The organism is Streptomyces sp. NPDC033845, from assembly GCF_055576225.1.
Genome location: NZ_JBVIRI010000028.1, coordinates 26445 through 48029, shown reverse-complemented (window position 1 = coordinate 48029; position 21585 = coordinate 26445). Strand labels below are relative to the sequence as shown.

Genomic DNA, 21585 nt, shown 5'->3' with positions numbered 1-21585 from the left:
ATTAATATGCGATAGAAGAAATTGCGAGTTTTCGGTATCGACTCCAGCTGGCGTACCGAATGATCCGCCGAATAACTGAAAGAGTAGCGAATGGGGTGCCGATAGTGGCACCCTTGACTAAAAATTGGGGTGCATATATGAAAACTATTGTTGGGCACGGGGTTTACCGCGACGGATATCAGGTATTCGTTCCCGAGGGGGTTACTGTCCATTTCATCGTCAAGCGCGGCGAGAAAGGACACCTGGTTAATGCCATGGCTGCCCTGAGCATGGATGATCCGGATATTTACGTCGAAGAGGCGAGCGGCCCTACTTACGTCGACAACTATATGCTTGCAGCTTTCAAGCCAGAGGAGATGTGGCTGGCAAGGCATGCTGAACAATTGGCGGTAGGGCCTGACATTTCCTACGTGGGGTTCGACGAAATCGCCTCGGAGACTCTGATGTGCACGGGCAGTTGCAGTGAAGGGACTCATCAATGCGATGGAATCCTTGGAAAGTTTAGTGGGCAGCTCCGATTGGTCTGTTGTCGATATGAGATCGACGCCGCAGAAGAGGCCGAATGGACGATGTCAGTACACGAGCAGACCAAAGAAGGATTCGATCGAGCCAAGAGTTCCGTCCAAGGCCTGAAGAAAAAGTTGGACATATTCCCATATAAAAACATAACAACCAGTCTCGCCAGTGAGTGTGACGCCCTTAAGGACCTCTGGGCAGAGGACATCAGGAACGGCACGGATAGCTTCTATGAGAAATTTAGTGCATTCAGCTTGCCGAAGCAGGTGTACATTAGAGCACAGAGCCCTGTTTTCATAGACCAGTACCTCACCATGCGAGAAATTCGACGTCGATTCTGGAAGAAAGATCCTGCGTTTTCGATCTACGGGATCGTTAGGTCAGAAAGCGAAAACGTCAAAAAGTTTGCGGATTGGCTAATGGGTGGAGACTATACGCGCTGCCGAAAGATGATGAGTCATCTCGAAAATGCGATCAATTCCGGCGACCTTGACAGTGCCGGTGAAATGTGGAGGGAGATGGAGGGGCGTGGATACGGACCAGATCACCTCCTGAATTTTCGCCAGAAGGTCCGAGATTGGTATGTGAGCAAAGATGTCAACGAACCGGTTACGTTGGATTGGGGTCGCGTCGTAAAATCCGTAGATAATCACGTCGAGGCGTCGTTGCGTCAAATGAAGGTCGGGCAGAGGGAGGTCTTCCTCTTCGCCGATTATGGCATGTACTACTGGCTCGGAAGTGATGCCAGCGGAGATATCGACTATCGTCCCGTAATCCGGTTCATCAATTCACGAACGGACCTGGTAAAAGGCCGGTTCTTGATGGAGTCAATCAGCGTCGACCAGGGCGTCCGGTCATACAAAATTCGCTTGGCTGGCTGCGCGCCGCATCTCGCGAAGACGATGCTGGCCGCGATCAACTCCAGGCCAGGTATCAAGATCGAGGTAGTGTGAGGGCCAGTCCTCTCCCAGTCCTGAGAGTGTGATGTCACCCGTAGTGCCAGCTTCCCGTATAAGGGGCGTTCTTGATGAATCACAGTAGCCGAGAACCTCTTCGCGGAGGAAGCATGGGGTTATAGGTGTAACGTCGGCGGTGGCCGCGCGCTGGTTTCGGAGATTTGGCGTTATTCGGCCGTTCGATCCGAAGCCACATTTGGGCAGATAGCTGTCATTCTCTGAGCGGGAGGAGTTTGCGCTCCTCCACTAGTGTAATGCGCCAGAAATCCTGATGGTTATTTCTGCTTGGTTTGCTGGTTGGCGGGTCCGACGTTGGTGAGGTAGTCGGCGAGGGAGTTGAGGATCTCGTCGGCTGTCTTGGTCCAGGTGAAGGGCCGTGGATTCTGGTTCCAGGTGTCGATCCACGCGGCGATGTCGTCCTCCAGGGCATCCACGGACCGGTGGACGCCGCAGCGGATGATTTTGTCGGTCAGCAGGTCGAACAATCGTTCGACCTGGTTCATCCAGGAGGAACCGGTCGGCGTGAAGTGGACGTGGAAACGCGGGTGCTCTCCGAGCCACGTCTTGATCTCGGCCGTCCGAGATGTTGAAGGCGGCGAACACGCTGGTGATGCCGTGCCGGAGATAGTCGTGGGTCCGGCGTTCGGGCATGCCCGGCATCATCGGCAAGACGGGCTGGGATCGGTCCAGAGCCTGGATCTGGGACTTCTCGTCAATGCAGAGCACTACCGCCTTACGGGCGGGTGGTGGTACAGGCCGACGACGTCGACGACCTTGGCGATAACTGTGGGTCGGTGGACAGTTTGAAGGAATCCTGCAGGTGGGGCTTGAGATCGAACTTCTTCCAGATCCGGCCGATGGTCGACTTCGACAGGCCGGTGCGCTGGGCTATCGAGGCTCGTGACCAGTGCGTGTCTTTGCCCGCGGTCGACTCCAGGGTTACCACGATGACCTCCTCGACCAGGTCGAGGAGGATCGAGGGCGGCCGGCCCGAGCGGGGTTCGTCATGCAGGCCGTCGAGGCGTTTGGCGATGAACCGGGCCCGCCACCGATCCACGGTCGACTGGTCGATGCCGAGGTCGGCCGCGGCCCGCTGATTCGTCCCTCCCTCCGCGCAACGCAGCACGATCTTGGCCCGAATGCGAGGAACCGGGCGGTCTTCGCCCGCCGCGCCACTGCGTCAGCTGCCTCCGCCCAGCCTCCTCCAGGACGAGGTCGGCCTTCGGCCGCCCGATCCAGCCGGCGTCCTCAAGACCGGCGATCCGCTCTGCGGCGTAAGCCCGACGCCACTTGCCCACCGTCTTGGCCTGGACACCGACGATCCGTGCGACACCCGCGTTTGACATGCCATCAGCGCACGCCAGGATGATTCGGGCCTTCTCGGCGAGCGTCAACGCGGCATACCCGTCCGGCGCACCAAATCGGCGCGCTCGTCTTCGGACAGCGTGATCTCCACAGCAGAAGGGCCCGAATGCGACATGACAACAGGGTAGTAAATAACCATCAGGATTTCTGGCGCATCACACTAGGGGAAGGGCGTACATGAAATCGCTCTGCTCGTCGGCCGCTATCCTGAGACGGATTCCCACGGGTTGCGGCGCAACGCGGCCGCTCCGAATTGGGAAGCTCGACTACATGGCATCAGTCGCGTAATGGAAATCGGACCTTCCGGCACATCGGCCGAAAAAATCGAAGCTGGCCGCCGTTCCACGGTTGCGCGCCTACGGTAGGCGCGATCGGTCAGGACCGGACGCCCGAGCCGGACGCAGGTATCGATCCGAAGCGGTTTGGGTTCTGGGTCGTTGGTGGTGTGTGAGTGATCTGGTGGGGGACGCGCGGCATCTGTCGCCGTCGGCGCAGGAGGCCCTGCGGCTGCGGGCGGTGGCCGCGTTGGTGGCGGGGCGGGACCGTGAGGACGCGGCGGCGGTGGTGTTCGGGGTGTCGCTGAAGGCGGTCGACTGAAGGTCTTCGCGCCTGCGACGATCCCGGCGCCGGCTGGATCGAGGCAAGGCGTTCCTGGGGATTCTGAGATCGTGACCGATGTCGTCGCATGGGGGTGTGATTTTATCGTTGTGTTCATTTGAAATCTGTTGTCCAAATTTTAGCACTCCGAAAAACGGGGCCCGGATAAGGTCGCTTCTCGAGCCCTCAATGAAAAGGATCAAGATGGGTTACTGGCTAGACGTTGAGACCGCTGTGGTGGATTCCTTCACGCGAGTGGTGGATGAGGAAACGGGTGAGGCCAAGCGGATCGTGAATCTCCGTTCAATCAAGATCGTCCGGGACCACTCGCATGGCTATGAAAAGACTGGCGAGTTTCTTGGTCAGACCCAGAGGGAAATTTTCACAAAATTTCTCATTGCGGACGGATTCGCTGAATTCGCCCCGTATGTGGAGATTGCCTTCGAGAGGGAGTCGGCAAAGTTTCAGAATTCCCTCTATCGGCTGGTAAATTCCGCAGAATTGGAAGCTGGAGCAATATTCCTGGCACTCAAGGACGACATTCTGCAGAAGCCTGAGGAATGGCTCAAGGTCTTCACGTGCACGGGCGGCTTGGATATGGAAGAGTTCCACGACGGCTGGCATGTGGACGATGCCTTCATCGGTCAGCTCTGGGGTCGGTGGATGGAAGGCCTGGAGAACGGTGCCAAGTACGCCTGGGGTGACGAGCAGCTCTATCTCGTCAAGCAGGCGCTCCAGCCGGTGTACGGCCAGATCTACTCCTGCTACGCGCTGTTCTGCGTAGGGGTGGATGACTTCCAGAAGAAGACGGCTCACCTCACCGTCGCCTCGATCGGCTGTAACTACACGTTCGCCGAGCAGAAGAAGCTCAAGGAGGAGCGGGAGCGAAAGCTGACCGAACTCCCCCGGGTGATCAGTAACTTCGTGATGGACGTCTCCTCGGAGCGCAAGGGCGCGCTGAAGAAGAAGGAGGCGCGGCGGAACCTCAAGGACCTCTCCCGCAAGCCCAGCATGAGCAGCGGCGACGACCGGGTGATGGTGATCCTATATTCGAAGACGCCCAGGAAGAACCCGATGCTGGTCCGGGCGCGTGCACGTACCCTGGCCGACGGCAAAGCGGAGTCTGTCGCCTATGAACCAGGCGCTGACCCCCGGCTGGCCGTGGAGAAGATGGCGCTCATCGAGGCTGGCAAGCAGACACTTCACGAGAGTGAAGTGAAGACGAGGGTGCCTTGCTACTGGTATGGCGACGTTCTGGTCATCGACTCGGCCGGCGATGGGGGCCTCGCCACCATCGTGGAGCAGTTCGGATGGCGGGGCGAGATCGAGGTGAGGGCGAAGGGATTCCTCGGCAACCCCGGTTCCGTCGTTCTGCACGGCTGCCCCAACGACAAGGCGTTTCATGAGTTCGAGGCCGCTTTCAAGCTCATTTCACAGAAGAAGATCCTACGCGCCCGGAAGTCCTGACCGGGTTCGCCGCTGGTGCGCCGACACTGGATATCAGGAGCCGACAGGCCTGTGGCGGGCGCCGCCGTCCAACCGCGGCAACTCGTCGACGGCTTCGGTCGGCGCACCGCCCAGGCCTCCTCGCCGGTCAGGTCTCTGACGGATACGCGGCGCGCTGACATTGCCTGCTCAGTCCGGTAGGCCTCAGCAGGTACTGGCCGGGCCGTCGGCAGGATTTGCCACATGACCGGTACCCGCGGCGCAGGCCGTCGTGATTGTTCGCCGGAGGGCGGAGACGAGACGGGAGCAGATCCAGGGGGGTGACCTCCGAGAAGCCGACCGCCGCAGACCGCAGGGCCGAGCCGGTGGCAGGTGGCCGGTCACCACCGGCTCCCGGATCGGGGGCACCGGAATCCTCTGGCCGGATCCACCGATCGTCCCATGCGCGCACCGCCCACCGGCCGAGAGGATTTGTTCACCGCTCGGTCACCGGAGCCACCGGACCAGCGGCGACCCCTGCCCGGATAGGGCAGTGCGAAGGAGGCGACGCATGTCGGCGAGTAACAGTGTCAAGCGGGGGATGCCGGTTCCGGCGGGAACGGGCGGTCCGTGATGCCCAGATCTCCCCGGAACACCGGTGCCGACGCGGCGGCGATCCGCGCAGCCGCGGAGCGGCTCCTGGAGGGTCGCCCGGAAGTCTCCACCAGCGGCACCATAACGATCACCGAGCTCATTCTTGAATCCGGACTGGGTCGCCATGTGATCTACCGTCCCGAGCACAGAGAGCTCCTGCGGGACTTCAGAGCGCATACGGAACGGGCCCGCCGACCGCCGGGCACCGCACATATGAGCCGTTCGCGCATGGCCTGGAAGATCCACGAACTCACCCAAGCCAACGCTGAGCTGCGCCGGGAGGTATTCGACCTCTCCTTTCAACTGGTACGCGCCGAAGCTGCCGCCCAGCGCGCGGCGGAAACCGGCGCACGGCCCTGCCAGACCTGCGAGTGACCGGGACGCAAGTGCCCCGCATGGGCCGATCGGGGGGCCGCGGTTCCCCTGCCGTGGGGGCGGGCCGTCCGATCCCCGACGGATCCGTACGCGGTGAGATGGAAGTGTCGGTGCAGGACGAGCAGAGGAACGACATGGACGCCTCATACGAAACCGCAAGCCGCCGGCTGCCGGACGGACACCCGCACGGAGCCATACGGCATTCGCGCGACCTGGTCAGAGGAATGCTGGAATCCAACCCTGGCAACAGCCGCCGCGTCGTGGCGGAGGACCGCGCGCAAGACGTGCTGCTCGTCGTGTCTGAACTCGTCACCAACGCCTACCTGCACGCAGGGGGCGCGGTCGAGGTACGGGTCGGCTGGCAGGGCGACGAATTGCGCGTCGAGGTCGAGGACGGTTCACCGCGGCACCCCTGCGAGCCCGAGGACGCGCAAAAGGGCGAGGGCGGCGGGTTTGGCTGCCAGCTGGTCGAAGCGCTCACCGACGGCTGGGGCGTCTGCGAAACCAGGAGCGGGCGCACGGGTAAGGCCGTCTACGCCCGCTTCTGTTTCGCGATCTGACCAGCCGGCGGCCTATCACCCGGCACCGTCCGAGCCGGACCGCTCGGGCTCGTTGTCCTCCTTAAGTGCGGCGAAGAGCTCTTGGGACGCGGACTTCTTCCACACCACGTTGGCTTTGTCCGACGGCACGTCCAGCTCCCGTGGATAGTTGGGCACGGTGATGAACGACAGCCGGTCGGCCGGCAGGGAACTCACGGACTGCCCCAGCTTGGCGAGCGGTCCGATGCCACCCAGCCCCGGGTCGACGGTGAGCGAGGACGTCAACGAATCGGCCAGCCGGTACATGGCCGTAGCATCGAACTTCTTGTTCTGGACGGCCGATACGAGTGCCTTCATGAGCTGCTGCTGACGACCGATGCGGCCGATGTCGCTGCCGTCGCCGAGGCTGTAGCGCGCCCGTGCGTAGCCCAAAGCCGACTCGCCGTCCATGCTCTGGCAGCCGGCGGGCAGCGAGACACGGGCCTTGACGTCCTTTACCGCCTCGGGAAGACACATCCGGACCCCTCCGACGGCGTTCACGACCTCCTTGAACCCGTTGAAATCGACATCGATAAAGTGGTCTATGTACAGACCGGTGTTGTGCTCCAGGGTCTTGATGGCGCAAGCTGCTCCGCCCGCTGCCCCGCCCGCGGAGTTCCCGAGGGCGTACGCCTTGTTGATTTTTCCGGACTGGGGTTTCGAGGTCTTGCCCCCGTCCAGGTCGCAGGACGGTATTCGGATCCAGGAGTCCCTGGGGAAGGACACCACGCTTGCCCATTCGCGGTTCTCCGACAGATGCAAGACCAGCAGGCTGTCGGACTGCGCTCCGGTCAGCCCCTTGCCGTAGGAGCCGTTGGCCCCTGACCGGGTGTCGGAGCCGATCAGGGCGATGTTGGTGCCCTTTCCGTCGTTAGTGGGTCTTTCCGGACCTAGCCGCGAGGACACGTCGACCGTGGTGATGTTCGCGTCGATCCGGCTGTACAGCGCGTATGCCGTTGCCCCACCCGCGCCTACAGTCAGCGCGCAGGTCAGCAGGGCGGTCCTGATGCGTCGTTTGCGGCGCCGCCGCAACCGCGCCTCGCGGCGGGAACCGGGTGTGTTCGTCGTCCTTCGGCTCATTGCCGTCCCACCATCTGCCAGAGGGCACGGCGGGCGTGGAGCATTGCGATCCGGTGCCGGCGCGTCGATGAGTGAGGGGTGGGGCGGCCCGCGGCATGCGGGGTTCTGGTTGCCACAGGGCAGTCTCCTTCGGCGAAAGGGGTTAGGTCGGTGTGATGGGGCGCGGAGCAGCCCGCGAGGCTGCGCACCGCGGGGTAATGCGGCGTCATTGCAGGTACCCGCGAATCATGGTGTAGATCTCGATCTCGGTGACGGCGGTTGTGTCCGCGCGAGGAGAGAGATAGTTGTCCTCGAAGCGGAACGTGAGCCACTTCGTCTTACCGCCACGGGCAAGCTTGACGGACTGCACGTCCGGCAGGTCCCTCAGTGTGACCTTCTCCTTGTGCCCGTCTGAATAGCCGACCTCGACCGTTTTGGGTCGGTTCCGTGCCCGGTAGTCTTCGCTGTCGCCGTTCCGCACCAAGAGATGGCTGACATCGGTCACCTCGGCGAACGTGACCCGCACCTCGGGAACGTCCTTTGTGGTGGGCGTGGCCCAATAGGTGTTGTCGAACCCGTCGAACATCAAGGCGGCACCGTGCTCCGGGAGCCCGCCGCCTGACACCGTGACAGGGTTCACCGGAATCAGCTTCGGGTTGATCGTGGCCTCCACGCGCTCACGGACCTCGGTCGCACGTCGGTTTACATCCGCCTTGAAGGGCGGGTGGATGGCGTACAGGGTCGTGACGCTCAGCGCGGCCACACTGAGGACCAGCCGCAGCGGACCTACCAAGGACGCCATGGTCAAGCGCCTGTTTTTCTCCTTCACTCCTGGCTGACCCGGCCGGGTCCCGGCCTCCAGCACCACGGGGTCACGGCGGAGTCGCGCCCGTAGCCTGCTCGGCCAGGAAGGCCTGGCCTCGTGGGCCTCTTCGAGGGTGCTGCCGCAGCGGGAACAGAAGTGGCGCTGGTTCGAGTTGTTCTCCCCGCAGGCCGGACACTCAAGATCGCCCGGCTGTGCGGTACGGGTGGAACGCTGGCGCTGCGCTACGGGACGGCGGGGTGCGGGCTCGTCCGGAGCGACCGGCAGAGGCTCGGGGACCGCCGCACCCGCTGCGCGGTCTTCCCCGGGCAGAGGGCCGTCCGCCCCCTTTCCGAGCTCGCCGAGCCAGCTCTCCTCCTCGTCGTCCTCAGGGAGATCGGCCAGCAGCTTCTTGAGGAAGTCTTCCTCGTCGTCCTCGTCGTCCTCGTCGTCCTCGTCGTCCTTGTCCTTGTCGCTCTCGTCGTCCTCGTCATCGCCACCGGGGCCCAGTTCGGCGAGCCATTCGTCGTCCTCGGTGTCGGGCAGGTCGGCGATGAGGGCCTTGAGGAAGTCGTTCTCGTCCTCCTCGTCGTCTTCCTCGCCATCCGAGTCCTTCTCGTCCTCGTCCTCGTCGTCCTCGTCGTCGTGCTCCTTGAGGAGTTCGGCGAGCCAGGCGTCCTCATCCTCCTCCTCCTCGTCCTTGGGTCCGGCTTTCTTCTTGTCCTTCGCGGAGCCGCCGGCCAGGAGGGAGGCGAAGAAGGCGTCGTCCTCGTCGTCCTCTTCAACCTCCTCGTCCGCACCCGGGGTGAAGAGGGGAGAGGCCGCGCCGGGCGCGCCCGGCCTCCCGAAGCCGGGCGGCCCGCCCGTCGGGGCTGTGGAACCCGCGAGCCCAAGGTGCCTGCCGGGCCCCAGCGGGTTGCCAGGAGGCATACCGAAGCCGGGCGGTGGGCCACTGAGTCCCGGCGGTCCGCCGGAGCCGGGAGGGCCACCGCGTCCCGGTGGTCCGCCTCCCATGCCCGGTGTTCCGCCGAAACCGGGAGGTCCGCCGCCCATACCCGGCGAGCCGCCGAAACCGCCCGCGCCACGGCCTGCCGGACCGCTCCGGGCGGGTAGCGGGTCACGCTCGCCTACATCGGTGTAGAGCATCCGCTGCACGCGGCGGCCGAGGGTCTGACGGGGAGCTTTGACCTCCTGCTCCGCCTCCTGCCTGAGTTCGTCGGCCAGATCGATCTTGGCCTTGGTGCCCGTCCATTCCAGGAACGAGCCGCAGGAACCGCAGAAGGTGTCGGAAGCCGCGTTGTGGAAGCCACATTTGCGACAGGTAGTCATGGGCCCGCCGCCTCCACGCTGTGCAGCACGTGTGCGGGCTTTGCGGTGGCGACCAGTACCTCGACGGTCTCTCGCTGGTGCGCGGCCCCGGCGGGCAGGCGTACGAGGAACTCCTGCGGCGCGACGAGACCGGTCCGGATCCTTCCAGCGGTGTCCGAGGTGATCACCTGGCCGCTGTCGATGATCTCGGCGCCGGGGCCGATGGTCAGGTTGAGCTGCGCCTGCAGGCCCGCCCGGGTGCCGCGTCGCGTGTACAAGGCGGCAGCCGCGGCGACCAGTTCCCGCTGCCGGTCCTCGGGGAGGTTCTCGTCGAGGGCGAGGCCCACCCAGCTGGCCAGCCACGGCAGGAAGTCCCCGGGGGTGAGCGCCGCGTCGACGTAGGCGTCGAGGGAGTCCAGCACGGCGATCGCCGGGGCCAGCACGTCGTCGAGTCCGCCGGTGAAGCGCTGAGCGAAGCTGTCCTCCTGGTAGACGGCAGGAAGGTAGCGGCCGATCGGGTAGGGCGTGTTCACGCCGCGGACGGTGCCCCTCACCGGTTGCCCCCGTCCACCTGCACCTGGTGTTCGTAGGAGAACACCAGTCCGTCGGCGCCTACCTCGACGCGGTCGCATTCCTTGCCGCGCGCCCCTGTCAGCGGATCGGCGCCGAACAGGCGGATCTCCTCGACGATCCCGACGCCCTGCACCCGCTGGAGCACCGCGTACAGGTCACCGGACTGGACGGGGCGGCCGAAGGGCCAGCCGGTTCCGTCCGGGCCGCCGGTGAGGGGGTGGATGTGGTCGTAGAGTGCCTGATGGGCACGCTCCGTGACTCGTGCCGGATTGGCGCCGTGCTGGGCCTTGAGCCGGGCGACAACGGTGACGCCCTTGTACAGAGGTGGCTCCACGAGCACGGTGGTGCCCAGCAGGCGGGCCGCATCGAGCTTCTCGGCCACCGCCTGGAGCGTGCTGGGGAGCGGCCGGAGGTCCGCGAAGCGGACGGTGCCGCCGGCCGGTACGTTCGGGACGACGAGCACCTTGACCACGCCCCCCGGAACATCGGCCATGCCCGCCGTCAGACAGCGCACCCGGGCCAGTTCCGGGGCTGCCTCCCGGGTGAGGACCTCGAAATCCTCGGCGGTCACGGCACGGTCGCGGGTGTGCAGTTGCAGGGGGGCTCGCGTCTTGACCTCCTCGATGGTCTCCCCGTCGACCCCGCCTGTCGCGGGGACGAGGTTCTCCACCCGCGCGACGAAGGGGATGGAACTCTTCAGGGTCTGGATGGCACCCGCGCCCACGTTCCCGTGCCGGCCGCCGCCCACGGCATACCGACTGAGCCGTACCAGGGCGTCCTTGGCCGGGACGGCCCCGTACTGGCGGAGTGTGCCGTCCGCTTCGCGCACGGTGGGTCCGAAGCGGACCTCTCCCCGGGTGCCGTCGAGGAGGTAGTGCTGCTGGTCCGGGCCGCTGTCGGCGAAGTGCTCAACCCGCGTCCACCGGGTCCAGCCGTCGTCCGTACCGACGTCGAGCAGGGGCGGTACGCCACGGGTGAGCACGGGGGTGCGGCTGGCCTGGAAGTGCTGATTGCCGGTGCCGTCGGACACTCCGAGGTCGTCGTTGTCGACGATCTCGGCGTGCACCGCCTCGACGGTGCCGCCCATGATGCCCGCCTCGATCGAGTCGATCACTGGTGAGGCGCTGTAGGCGGCCAGCCCCTCCTGCGGCGGGACGACCATGCCCCGCAGCCAGCCGGCCCGCCGGCCGTCGAGCACACTGGCCTTGTGGCCGGCCGGGACCTGAAGTACGAGGGAGCCCGGACGGTTCAGACCGCCGGTCGTGTCCGAATGGACCCGACAGGCTTCCCAGCGCTCACCGGTCCAGGCCTCCCACACCAGCGGCGGGTCGGTGGGGTCGACGCCCACACCGCGGATGCGGCAGCTCAGGTCGATGCCCACCAGGGCGGACGGCGCGGGCTCTTCGAGGCCCACCAGGAGACTGTCCCCGGGAATCGGGGCGGTGGAACCGAAGGCGGGGAAGCTGACCCCGAGCCGGTGCTGTTCGTTGCGGGCGAGCAGCGTGTTGCACTCGGCCTGCAAGGTCATCACATGTGCCAGTGAGGCCGCCGGCAGATCGAGGTCGCGCAGGGTCGCGAACACCACCGACCGGGAGGTCTCGGTGCGCAGGGTGGCGGCGGCGGTGCCCGCGGGAATCCGCAACGGCGCCGAGGCGGGAGCGGACAGCCAGAAGGTGACCGGTACCCGGGCGGGCGTCGGCGGCAGCAGCCGAGTGCCCAGCAGTTCGAGGAACTTGACGTACAGTCGGTCGGGGACCCGGTTGAGCCGGAACAGCAGCTGGTCGGTCATGAAGGCGAATGTCTCGATCAGGGTGACACCCGGGTCGGAGACGTTGTGGTCGGTCCACTCGGGGCACCGCTCCATGACCATCCGCTTCGCGTCGTCCACAAGGTCCTGGAAGCGCCGGTCGTCCAGGTCTGGCGAGGGCAGGGTCATTAGTAGTCCTCTCCTTCCTCGGGGATCGTGTAGAACGGGAAGACCAGATTGCGTCGGTCGTTGGTGGCTTTGACGGCGTAGGCGATGTCGATGTGCAGCAGCCCCGGTTCGTCACGGCTGGGGGTGACCACCACGGTGTGCACGTCGATCCGTGGCTCCCAGGCCAGCAGCGCGTTGCGCACCTCGTTCGACAACTGGCTGGTGGTCCGGGGGCCGCTGTCGCGGAACACGTAGTCGCGTAGACGGCAGCCGAAGCCCGGCCGCATGGGCCGCTCCCCGGGGTAGGTGGAGAGGATCAGAGAGATGGCCTGTTCGAGCTCGGCCTCGTGCCGGACAAGGCTGATGCCCCCGGCGGCATTGACCCCGAGGGGAAAGGACCAGCCGGCGCCTATGAAGTCGTGCGAGGTCGTCAGTGTCATGTCGCTTCCTAGTTGAGCTCGATCGGCGTGCCGGTGATCTTCACTCGGCGTCCGGAGATGTTCAGAGGGCCGTCGCTGGAGAGGTCGAGGCTCTTGGCCGCCTTGAGAGTGATGTTGCCGCCGGTCACGTTCACCGAACCGGTCGCTCCGCTGTCGACGTTGACCGTCCCGCCGGCAGCGGTGGCGATCGTGATGGTGCCCTTGCCGCCGTCCTGCCTGCCGGTCGGCCGGCACGTCAGGTGGATCTGCCCCGCCCGTTCGTCTATGCACAGCCGGAGGTCCTCGGCCGCGTCGCCGAGGACGATCGTGGAGCGGGTGGGATTGCGGCCGCTGGGCGGCCTCTCGTCCTCGAAGAGCAGCTTGTTTCCGGTGCTGCTGACGAACCCGCGCCGTACGACCGACCCGGCGGCCCCGTTGGCCTTCACGGCCGGGCCGCCCAGCGTGTACGCGCTCTGCGGGTTGAGGAGGCCGCCCAACACGAACGGCCGGTCGGGGTCGTCCTGTTCAAACACCACGAGCACCTCGTCGCCCACCTCGGGCAGGAACATGGCGCCGCTGTGCTTGCCCGCCCCGAACTGCATCACCCGGGCCCAGTCGGACTCGTAGTCCGGTGACAGCCAAGGCAGAGATACCTTGACCCGGCCGCGGAAGGAGGGATCCGCAACATTGGTGACGATCGCGCACACCGGACCCCGCAGACCCGGGTGCCCGCGGCGGGCGCCTCCGCCGACGGCGAGCCCCAGCAGGGAGCGGTCCTGCCGGCCGCTCACGCAGAAGTGGGTGAGATAGCCGCCTTCGTCCTCGCAGAAGACGTGCCGCGCGCTGGTCACCAGCCAGGTGCCGGCGAAGATCGGCGGCACCCCGTCCACCTCGACGCCGCGGCCGGCCTGGACGGCCGGGTTGCCCAGCACGATGCCGTTGGCCTCGGCGAAGGCGCTGGAGACATTCTCCGCCAGCCCCTCTGCCATCTCGTCGGCCGTGGCGGATGCGCCCGCACCGCTTCCTGCGGGCCTGTCGACAACCACATGCGCCCGCCGGTCGGGCTCGGGCGCACGACCGCCCACGGGTACCTTCGCGAGAGCCGCGGAAGCCAGTGCGCCGCCGGGGAAGTAGGGGGCCGTCACCGATGCGGGGTCCTCGTCCAGCCGCGCGGTGCCGGAGCGTGCCGCGGCGTGGCCCACGGTGACCGAGCCGGTCTCCGGGTTCCAGCTCCTGACCTCGACGGCGGGCGTGAGGTTGGCGGAGGTGATCCGCGGGGTGAAGGACAGCAGGTTCGTCCCAAAGCGCAGCTCGGCGGGTCGGCCCGTGCTCCGCGACGGACCGCCGAGGAGGCCGCCGCCGGAACCGGCCGACGAGACCTTGCGGAAGTAGAACCTGCCCTCCGAGACACCCGTCTCGAATCCGATGTCCCGTGCCCTGGACTGGAGGAAGTCCCAGTCGCTCTGAGCCATCTGGGAGAGGTGGGCGTGCGTGGTTCGGCTCTCGTCCAGCTGCCCGATCTCCAGCCGGGCCTCCACGGCGATTTGCCGGGCGACGTCCGAGTCCTTCATGTTCACGAAGGTCCGGGTCCGCCGGGTCCGTTGGAGCCGGTGCGCCCTGTCGTAGCCGCGGACTACGGTCCGGATCGACAGGCGTTCGCAGATGGCCTCGACGGAGGTGACCTCACCGGAGACCAGCCGTACCGCGGTGGCGCTCGACGCCTCTCCGCCGTACACCTCCACCCGTGCTCCGATGTGCATTGCGGCCTCGGACACGGCGGTGCCCTCCGGGTCGAGCAACGTGATCTCGAACATGCCGGGGAGGTGGAGGTGGGTGTCGACCACTACGCGCAGGATCTTGCGCTCGACCTCCGGGCGCAGGGCCACGGGCATGACGGCGCCGGCCTTGACCGTGGCCCGGACTGCGGGCGGGCTGGATACGGGGACCGTCACCGGAACACTTCCTTCCATGGGGAGCCGTACGCGTCGGGCTGGATGCTGGGGCTGAGGGCCGGATCAGCCGGCCGGGGGCTGAGGATCAGTCGAACTCGTCGGGGTTGGGCAGGTAGACCGTCCGTCCCGGCCGCATGCGGAGCGGGTCGTCGATCGCGTTCGCGTCGGCTACGTCCCGCCACCGCGCGGTGGTCCCGTAGTGGGTCCGGGAGAGCGACACCAGGTCGTCGCCCTGGGTGACGGTGTGGCCCCGGCGGCCCGGGAGCCCTCCGGAGGTCGGGTTGGTGGGGAGGGTGCCGAGCAGGCTGGGCTGTTCCTGAAGGTTCATGGAGACCCGTGCCCGGACCGGAACCCCGTGCCGGTTGAAGCGCGTATAGCTGATCTGCGTGTGCTGGAGCATCACCTGGTACAGGAAGCCCATCTGCGGCGGACCCCACTGGAAGGTGATGACCGGCAGGTGGTTGGTGTAGTTGCGCTTCCCCGCTGACATCACCGCCATGGCGCCGCCGACCGCCTGCCCGAGCCTTCCCGCGCCCGGGCTCATCCAGTTGAGCAGCTGGTCGCACAGCGGCTTGGTCTCCAGGCCGCTGAAAACGATCTCCGACAGGGAGATCTTGAGCGGCTCGGCCTTCTTGAATGTGCTTCCGGTGCTGCCGGCCGGCGTCCCGGAGTTGCTGGAGGCGCTGCCGTACGAGTGGAACTGGGCGTCCCGGGAGATCTGGATCTTGTCGGGATTGAAATCGAAGGGGACGGTACCGACCATCGGCGGTGAGGTGCAGACGAGCAGAGCGTTGACCACGGTGTCTCCTAGAGGAATCCCTCATGTGCGAGTTCGAGGGATTCGATGGCGATCCCGTTTCCGGCCGCGTCGAGGTCGGGACCCTTCCACGACTTGGGGAAGACGCGCTCCAGGGTCCACTTGTAGACGGGTGTGCTGAGGTCGTTGTGCGCGTCGAGCAGGATGATCGTCGCCGAGCTGCCGGGGAAGCCGTCCCCGGAGTCGCTGCTGTACCAGTCGTCCCGCACCCGGCGCAGCCACGCTGCGACCTTCGCCGAGTCCTCGGCGTTCATGGCGCGCTGGAGAGTGATGGAGGAGTACTTGAGCCTTTTGGGAAGCAGCACGTTGTACTCGTAGTTGGCGCCGACTTCCAGCTCCTCGTGCTCGAACTGGACTCCCAGTCCCCGGCACGAGGACCAGCCGCCCAGGTCGATCCCGTCCACGGTCACCGTGAACCGCATGACCATGCCGAGCATCGAATCGTGTCTCATTGGCATCGTGGAGCTCCTATCCGGCCCGTCACGCCTGGCTGCCGTCATTGAGGAACCCGAGGTGCTGAAGCTCCAGCGTCTCCAGGGCCACCTTGCTCTGACCCGCCTCGAAGGAGGAGATCGACCACTTCACGGGGATGATGCGGCGCATCTCCCAGGTCACCACGGGAGTGTTGGACGGGTCCATGAGGGAGATGGAGCCGCTGTGCGGCTTGCTGGCGAACGAGTTCCCGGACAGCCACTTTTGGACCTTGGTGGAGTCGGCGCACGCGGCCCGGGTCAGCTTGAGCGGGGTGTACTCGGTGAAGCCGGGGAAGAACCAGCGGTCGTTGCCGGCATCGCCCGCCCGGTACTCGCACATCTTCCACTGCACGTCCAGGCCCTGGACCTGCGCCCAGCTGCCCAGGTCGTACTCGCCCGCGTCCACCACTACGGAGAACCGGTTCGCGAGGGCGAGCGTGCTGTTGTCATTGAGTCCCACGGTGTTTTCCTAACCGAAGTCGTGAAGGCGTCCTGACCGCTCCCTGTCGATGAGCAGCTCGTCACGCAGCCGACCGCGCAGTCGCAGGTAGAGCCGGTCGCCGAGTGCGTCGAGCTGCTCGTCCTTGAACTGCTCGGGCGTGCACTCGTGCTTCGTGGTTGCAGGCTGCGCCTTCTGCGGCTGGGTCGTGGGCGGTTCCACCGCGGGTGGTCTGGCCACTGGGGTTTCCTGGATGCCGAACATCGACCGGATGCCGTCCGTCAGGCTGTGGCTGGCCTGCTCGCCCAGCCATTGCCACGAAGCAGTTCCATTGTTCCGATTTGATTGGTTAACAGTGGGTTTGCTGGTGGTTGCGGAAAGCCCCGCGATGCCGGCCGCCGCGGCGGCCGGGCCCGCGGCCGCCGCGGCGCCGGCGGACCCAGGGTCGGCCTCCGTGGCGCTGCCGGACGCGGCCGTCGGCCGAGCCCCCCCGAAAAACCGGCGGACACCGTCTCGCTCGCCGGCATCGAGTCCAGTACGAAAGGGCGATGCCAGGCCCTGTGCCAGGTCCAGCCCTATCTGACCGCCCCACCAGGTCCAGTCCAGGGGCTCCTGTGGATCCTCCTGCTTGTGGGTCTCCATCTCCCCCTTGCGGATCATGCGCTCCCACCGGAAGTCGAGGCGCTCCCGGTCTGCGGGCGTCAGGTCGGCCGCCGTACGAGTGGTGGGGTTGGGGAGGTGCCGGTTCATGTGGTTCAGCTCGTCCAGGTATTCCTGGAGGATCTGCTCGCGGCTCTGCGTGGTGCCGGCCCGCTGCACACCGTGCCCGCCGACCAGGCCGCCGGACGGCGTCCACGACATGTCCGAGGGCCCGCCGTGCGCGTGCCCGCCCGCGTCCTCGGCGCAGATCTCGGCTTCGGGTTCGGAGGTCGCGCCGGGCAGCATCTGGGCGACCAGGTCCCTGATCTCCTCCGTGTTCACCCCGGAAGTCACCGGCCTGCGGTGCACCAGGGGTGTGGGAGCTCCCGGGTCCCCGCGGAAGTAGCGTTCTGCCGCGATGGCCTCGGCTTCGAGGAAGCGACCCTCGGGAGAGTTCTCGGCGGGGAGGCTGCCCCCGTACCGCTTCTGCTGGGCCACGTGCGTCAGCTCGTGCGCGATCAGCCCCCTGGCGTCCGCGGAATCGGCGGAGCCCACCGAGTCGGGCAGGAACACCTGCTGGTCCCGGGTGAAGGCACGGGCCGATATGGCTCCGGCGGCGGCGGTGACCTCGGGACCCCGGTGCACGGGGGCCGTGCTCACGTCCACCCCGTGCAGGGCGGACACCATCCGGGCCAGGTCCGAGGGCGCCACGGCGGCCCGTGCGGGGACCCGGTGGTGCAGGGGCGCCGGGGTGCGGGAGACCGTATGGGATGCCTGATCGGCGGGGGTGGGCGGCTCGGTGGTGGTGCTCGGCGCCGCGAGTACTCCGGCGGGCCGGGCGGGGGGTTCCGGCGGGATGCCGGGTGCCTGCGGTGCCCGGACGTCCCGGGGGAGAGAAGTGAGGTGGGGAAGCGGGCCTAGTGCGCCCGACGGCTGCGGGGCGGGCCGCGCCGCGTGGCGGGGGGGGTCTTCAGCGCCGGAAGTCGGTACCGGCGGTGGACGCGATCCTGTGTGCGGCAGGGAATCCGTCTGCTGGTCCGGCGTCGTGTGCGACAGCGGGGTGCCCAGTCCGAGCCGGCGGCTGGAACCGAGGTTGCGCCGGCCTGACCGGTCCGGGTGGCGCAGCGGCCCCGTGGTCGGGGGCGCCTCGGGCATCCTGGCGGGAGCGGTGTCCGGGCTCTTCTCGGGGCCGGGCGGCGGGGTGAGGCTCGGGGTGCCGAAGAGGAACGCTGCGAGGTCGGCTGGCCGCTCGGGGGCATCGCTGCCCAGGCCGCGCATCCAGGCTGGCATATGGGCGGATTCGGTGGCGGGGCGTGGCTCGCCGAGGTGTTCCTCGGTGGCCCGGGTCAGCTGCGGCGCGGGCTCAGGGGCCCGCTCCACCGCCCGGCGGCGCACCACCGGGTGGACGGGCGCGGGCGGGCTCTCGACGGCCGCCGCCCCGAACGGCTCGGGCTCGTGCACCACGGGCACGGAAGGGAGCCGGCCGGCGGCCACGGGCCGGCCGTGGGCCGCCGCGGGGTCGTACGGTCCGCCCGTGGGGGCGGCCGGCGGCCGGAGGTGCCGCAGAGGCTGGACCCGGACCAGGCCGGTGACCTGCCCGGTCGGCCGCTCGACCTGCTGGGCGGAGCCCGTGAGCGGCCCTAGCTGTCCGCCCCGGCCGCCGGTGGCCAGCATGTCCGGAGCCGGACGCAGCCCACTGCCGGAGGGGGCAGCCGTCAGGGGTACGGGAAGACGGCGGTTGTCCGGCTCCAGAGGAGGCAGCTCCGCCCACGCCCTCGGTGCGGCCGCGGCCCTGCCCACGGGAGGGGGTGCGGCCTCGGCGGGGCGGGATGGAGAGTCGGGCGAGGGCCCGGTCGGTGCGGGCGGGCCGCCGCGACGGCGGCTCCGGAAAGGCCACTTCATGATCGTGCCGCTCTTCTTCCTAATCGGCTCCGAACCGGTCAGTCGGCGTCCTGCGAGAGCTTCGAGTTGATCTTCCCGATCTCCTCGATGACCCTCGCCCGGTCCGGGTGAGCGAGGTCCAGAATCGTGTCAAAAGGCCAGTGCAGGTAGTACGCGACGAATGTCGTCTCCTCCCAGAGACGGTCCGCCGCGTACGTCAGAATTCCCCCGGCGCATCACCCGACACGTCCACCGAGAACTCGTGGTCGCAGGACGGGCAGGAGACCTCGGCCTCGGTGTGACCGTGCTGGTTGATGCGTCGGTAGAGGTCCTGGAGGAAAGCCAGGTCCGAGGCGAAGAGGTGCTCCACCACGTAACCGCTGACCTCCGGGAGGTCGCCGAGGGACACCACGGTCCGCTCCAGCAGCAGGACCGTCAGGAACGCGGGGTTTGCGCGCACCCGCGCGTCGGACTGCGGGGTGATCTCGTCCCGCGCCGTCGCCAGCCGCATCACGCCCTGCCGGTGCACCACACCGTGCTCATCCACATAGCCGCGCGGCAGGATGAACGGGTATTCGGTGCACAGGGAGGAAGCGGGGGCGGTCACGGCGACACCCGCTGGATGTGCTCGCAGACGATGGTGACCGTCTCCATCAGGACCTCGGTCGCACCCGCCTTGAGGGCACCGACCTCGAGCTTCGACGGCCAGGCGTGGGACAGGTAGTACCGGGCCACGGGCTTGCCGTCGAAGCTGTACATCACCAGGGAGCAACTCTTGCGGGCGCCACCGATGTTGCCCGCGAGGACCGTCTGGTGCCAGGCCCAGAGCTCCATGCCGCCAGTCTTGCCCCGCTTAAGGACCACCGTCGGGGGCTTCGCCTTGCCCGGCAGCTTCTTGAAGATGACCTCCTTGTCCGAGGAGGACAGGTAGTCGACGGGCTCGACCTCGGTGGTGATGCCCGAAAGCTCCGAGAAGGACGCTATTTCATATCCGTCGATGGTGATGGAGAACCTGGCCGCTGTGAGGGCATCATGCTGATCGAGACCTGCGGACACGCTGGGCCCCTTCCTTGCTTAGGTGGATTCGAATGGGCTCGCCCGGACGGGTCGTCCGTTCCTACTCGTCGAGCGAGGCGCCGTCGGAGAACTGCGAGATGCGGAAGACGACGAACTCGGCCGGCTTGACCGCCGCAATGCCGACTTCGACGACCAGGACTCCCTGGTCCCGGCCTTCCTGTGGGTTGTTTTCCTCGTCGCACTTCACGTAGAAGGCGTCCTCAGGAGCCCGGCCGAACAGGGCGCCGTCCCGCCACACACCGCGGAGGAACATGGTGATCGTCCGCTTGACGGAGTCCCAGAGCTTGGGGTCGTTGGGCTCGAAGACCACCCAGTTCGTCCCCTGAAGGATCGACTCCTCGACGAAGTTGAAGAGGCGCCGGACGTTCAGGTAACGCCACTCGGGGTCGCTGCTCAGCGTCCGGGCACCCCACACCCGGATGCCCTGCCCGGGGAACACACGGATGCAGTTCACGCCCAGCGGATTGAGCAGGTCGTGCTCGCGGCGGGTGATGGACAACTCCAGAGCCAGGCTACCCCGCACCGCCTCGTTGGCCGGGGCCTTGTGGACCCCGCGCGTCTCGTCGCTGCGCGCCCAGATACCCGCTATGTGACCGGACGGAGGGATGAACTGGCCCTTGCCCGACAGGGGGTCGTTGACCTTGACCCATGGCCAGTACAGCGCGCCGTACTTCGAGTCGTAGCCGGCCTCGTCGACCCGCCAGTCACGGACCTGCTGGGCATTGAGACCGGGCGGTGTGTCAAGAATCGCCACCCGGTCGGCCATGAGCTCGCAGTGGGCGGTCATGGCGAGCTGAACTGCCTTGACACCCTCCCGGTCGATCAGGCCCTGCTCAAGCGCCGCCATCAGGTCGGGCACACAGAGCATCGTCACCTCGTCGACCGCCTCCAGGGAGGACAGTCCGGTCCGCGCCAGCGCGTCCCCGATGAAGTCCGAGGCGGACAGCACCGCCGTGGCCGCCGCGGGGGCGCCGAGCAGCGGGGTGATACCAGCGGCGGGCACCGTGACCGGCGCGCCCGCGGGCTGCTCCAGCACGATCGTCTGCGACCTGCGGCGCACCACGGCCGCCGCCTGGGCGTTCCCCTTGCGTAGCGACAGGTTGTCGAAGTTCTCCACCGGTGTGCCGTTCCGCACGACGGTCAGCTTGAAAAGGTCCTCGCCCGCCTCCGAGGCCGCCTCGACCAGAAGGGAGAGTTCTTCCCCTGCCGGGCCCGCTTGCGCCGCGCGGACGTTGAGGACAGAGGCGCCCGCGGCGTCGGTGAGCGTCGCCGCCGCATACGAGGGAGCGGTCGCCGCAGGGGCGGCCTCCGGGCGGTCCAGGCGGACGATGTAGGCGCTGCCGCCGCCGTTGAGGAAGTAGCCGTATACAGCGGCGGCCAGGTAGGAGCCCTCGATGAAGTCACCGAAGACCTGCGCGTACTGCGTCCAGTTGGTCACCAGCGTGGGCTGGTTCAGGGGCCCCTTCTCAGCGAAGCCAACGAAGGCGGACACCGAGGTGCCGACCCCCTCGATGGGCTTCGAACCCGAGGAGACCTCTTCGACGTAAACGCCAGGAGAGAGATAGGTGGGCATTCGTCCTCCGCCAGTGGGGTGGTGTGAAGTACAAACCACTATCCATGCCGCCCAGAATTCTCTGCAGGACCGCAGAGGTGCTCCCCCGACCCTCGACGGTGCCCTGGCGCCTTCCCTGTTCGGGCAGTGCCCCGGGGCTGCCCGAACGGTCAGTCCCCCGGGCGGCCGCAGCTGCGCCCGAGCCTGCCCCGG

The 21585-nt window shown here is 66.9% G+C and carries 19 protein-coding genes and 2 pseudogenes; 5 read left to right on the top strand and 16 right to left on the bottom strand.

The annotated features are described in order from the left end of the window. The first annotated feature begins 137 nt into the window (after positions 1-137). A complete protein-coding gene (locus ACZ50K_RS34100) occupies positions 138-1469 on the top strand; it encodes a hypothetical protein (protein ID WP_468910560.1) in 1332 nt (443 codons plus the stop codon). 278 nt (positions 1470-1747) lie between these two features. Here ACZ50K_RS34100 and ACZ50K_RS34095 read toward each other — a convergent pair. Both ACZ50K_RS34095 and ACZ50K_RS34090 read right to left on the bottom strand, forming a co-directional pair. Further along, a pseudogene (locus ACZ50K_RS34095) lies at positions 1748-2734 on the bottom strand (IS630 family transposase). A gap of 15 nt (positions 2735-2749) precedes the next feature. Next, positions 2750-2818: pseudogene (locus ACZ50K_RS34090) on the bottom strand (hypothetical protein); the annotation flags it as partial. Positions 2819-3284: 466 nt separating this feature from the next. On the opposite strand from ACZ50K_RS34090, the gene ACZ50K_RS34085 reads away from it, so the two are divergent. From ACZ50K_RS34085 to ACZ50K_RS34070, 4 genes are all read left to right on the top strand, one after another. Then, positions 3285-3434 carry a hypothetical protein gene (locus ACZ50K_RS34085; protein ID WP_468910557.1) on the top strand — a complete coding sequence of 50 codons (150 nt, stop codon included), beginning with the start codon at positions 3285-3287 and terminating at the stop codon, positions 3432-3434. Between the two features lie 204 nt (positions 3435-3638). Then, positions 3639-4901, top strand: coding sequence for a hypothetical protein (locus ACZ50K_RS34080; RefSeq protein ID WP_468910554.1), 1263 nt, complete (start codon positions 3639-3641; stop codon positions 4899-4901). A 588-nt stretch (positions 4902-5489) separates the two neighbouring features. Further along, a complete protein-coding gene (locus ACZ50K_RS34075; protein ID WP_468910552.1) occupies positions 5490-5888 on the top strand; it encodes a hypothetical protein in 399 nt (132 codons plus the stop codon). Between the two features lie 110 nt (positions 5889-5998). Then, positions 5999-6448, top strand: a complete 450-nt coding sequence (locus ACZ50K_RS34070) for an ATP-binding protein (protein ID WP_468910549.1) — start codon at positions 5999-6001, stop codon at positions 6446-6448. A 15-nt stretch (positions 6449-6463) separates the two neighbouring features. Here ACZ50K_RS34070 and ACZ50K_RS34065 read toward each other — a convergent pair whose 3' ends face one another. From ACZ50K_RS34065 to ACZ50K_RS34000, 14 genes are all read right to left on the bottom strand, one after another. After that, positions 6464-7546: an LCP family protein gene (locus ACZ50K_RS34065; RefSeq protein ID WP_468910547.1), complete on the bottom strand. Its 1083-nt coding sequence runs from the start codon at positions 7544-7546 to the stop codon at positions 6464-6466. 205 nt (positions 7547-7751) lie between these two features. Continuing rightward, positions 7752-9656 carry an NADase-type glycan-binding domain-containing protein gene (locus ACZ50K_RS34060; RefSeq protein WP_468910545.1) on the bottom strand — a complete coding sequence of 635 codons (1905 nt, stop codon included), beginning with the start codon at positions 9654-9656 and terminating at the stop codon, positions 7752-7754. Beyond that, positions 9653-10168, bottom strand: a complete 516-nt coding sequence (locus tag ACZ50K_RS34055) for a phage tail protein (RefSeq protein WP_468910542.1) — start codon at positions 10166-10168, stop codon at positions 9653-9655. Before ACZ50K_RS34055 ends, ACZ50K_RS34060 begins: the two co-directional genes overlap by 4 nt. A 17-nt stretch (positions 10169-10185) precedes the next feature. Further along, positions 10186-12144, bottom strand: coding sequence for a putative baseplate assembly protein (locus ACZ50K_RS34050; protein ID WP_468910539.1), 1959 nt, complete (start codon positions 12142-12144; stop codon positions 10186-10188). After that, on the bottom strand, positions 12144-12563 hold the full coding sequence (locus ACZ50K_RS34045; RefSeq protein ID WP_468910536.1) for a GPW/gp25 family protein: 420 nt from the start codon (positions 12561-12563) through the stop codon (positions 12144-12146). Before ACZ50K_RS34045 ends, ACZ50K_RS34050 begins: the two co-directional genes overlap by 1 nt. A gap of 8 nt (positions 12564-12571) precedes the next feature. After that, positions 12572-14494 (bottom strand): phage baseplate assembly protein V, encoded by a 1923-nt coding sequence (locus tag ACZ50K_RS34040; protein WP_468910533.1) that lies wholly within the window; start codon positions 14492-14494, stop codon positions 12572-12574. A gap of 85 nt (positions 14495-14579) precedes the next feature. Continuing rightward, the gene (locus ACZ50K_RS34035; RefSeq protein ID WP_468910530.1) at positions 14580-15293 is read right to left on the bottom strand and encodes a CIS tube protein; all 714 of its coding nucleotides are present in this window, start codon (positions 15291-15293) and stop codon (positions 14580-14582) included. An 8-nt stretch (positions 15294-15301) separates the two neighbouring features. Continuing rightward, entirely contained in the window at positions 15302-15763 is a 462-nt protein-coding gene (locus ACZ50K_RS34030) for a phage tail protein (RefSeq protein WP_468910527.1), read from the bottom strand. A 28-nt stretch (positions 15764-15791) separates the two neighbouring features. Further along, entirely contained in the window at positions 15792-16244 is a 453-nt protein-coding gene (locus ACZ50K_RS34025) for a phage tail protein (protein ID WP_468910524.1), read from the bottom strand. A 9-nt stretch (positions 16245-16253) separates the two neighbouring features. Continuing rightward, positions 16254-18536 (bottom strand): eCIS core domain-containing protein, encoded by a 2283-nt coding sequence (locus ACZ50K_RS34020; protein WP_468910522.1) that lies wholly within the window; start codon positions 18534-18536, stop codon positions 16254-16256. 266 nt (positions 18537-18802) lie between these two features. After that, on the bottom strand, positions 18803-18964 hold the full coding sequence (locus ACZ50K_RS34015; RefSeq protein ID WP_468910586.1) for a DUF6760 family protein: 162 nt from the start codon (positions 18962-18964) through the stop codon (positions 18803-18805). After that, entirely contained in the window at positions 18961-19350 is a 390-nt protein-coding gene (locus tag ACZ50K_RS34010; protein ID WP_468910519.1) for a hypothetical protein, read from the bottom strand. Before ACZ50K_RS34010 ends, ACZ50K_RS34015 begins: the two co-directional genes overlap by 4 nt. Then, complete coding sequence (locus ACZ50K_RS34005; protein WP_468910516.1) at positions 19347-19799, bottom strand: phage tail protein; 453 nt, start codon at positions 19797-19799, stop codon at positions 19347-19349. The genes ACZ50K_RS34010 and ACZ50K_RS34005 overlap by 4 nt, the downstream gene beginning before the upstream one ends. Positions 19800-19860: 61 nt before the next feature. Next, positions 19861-21393 carry a phage tail sheath family protein gene (locus ACZ50K_RS34000; RefSeq protein WP_468910515.1) on the bottom strand — a complete coding sequence of 511 codons (1533 nt, stop codon included), beginning with the start codon at positions 21391-21393 and terminating at the stop codon, positions 19861-19863. Positions 21394-21585 lie beyond the last annotated feature (192 nt).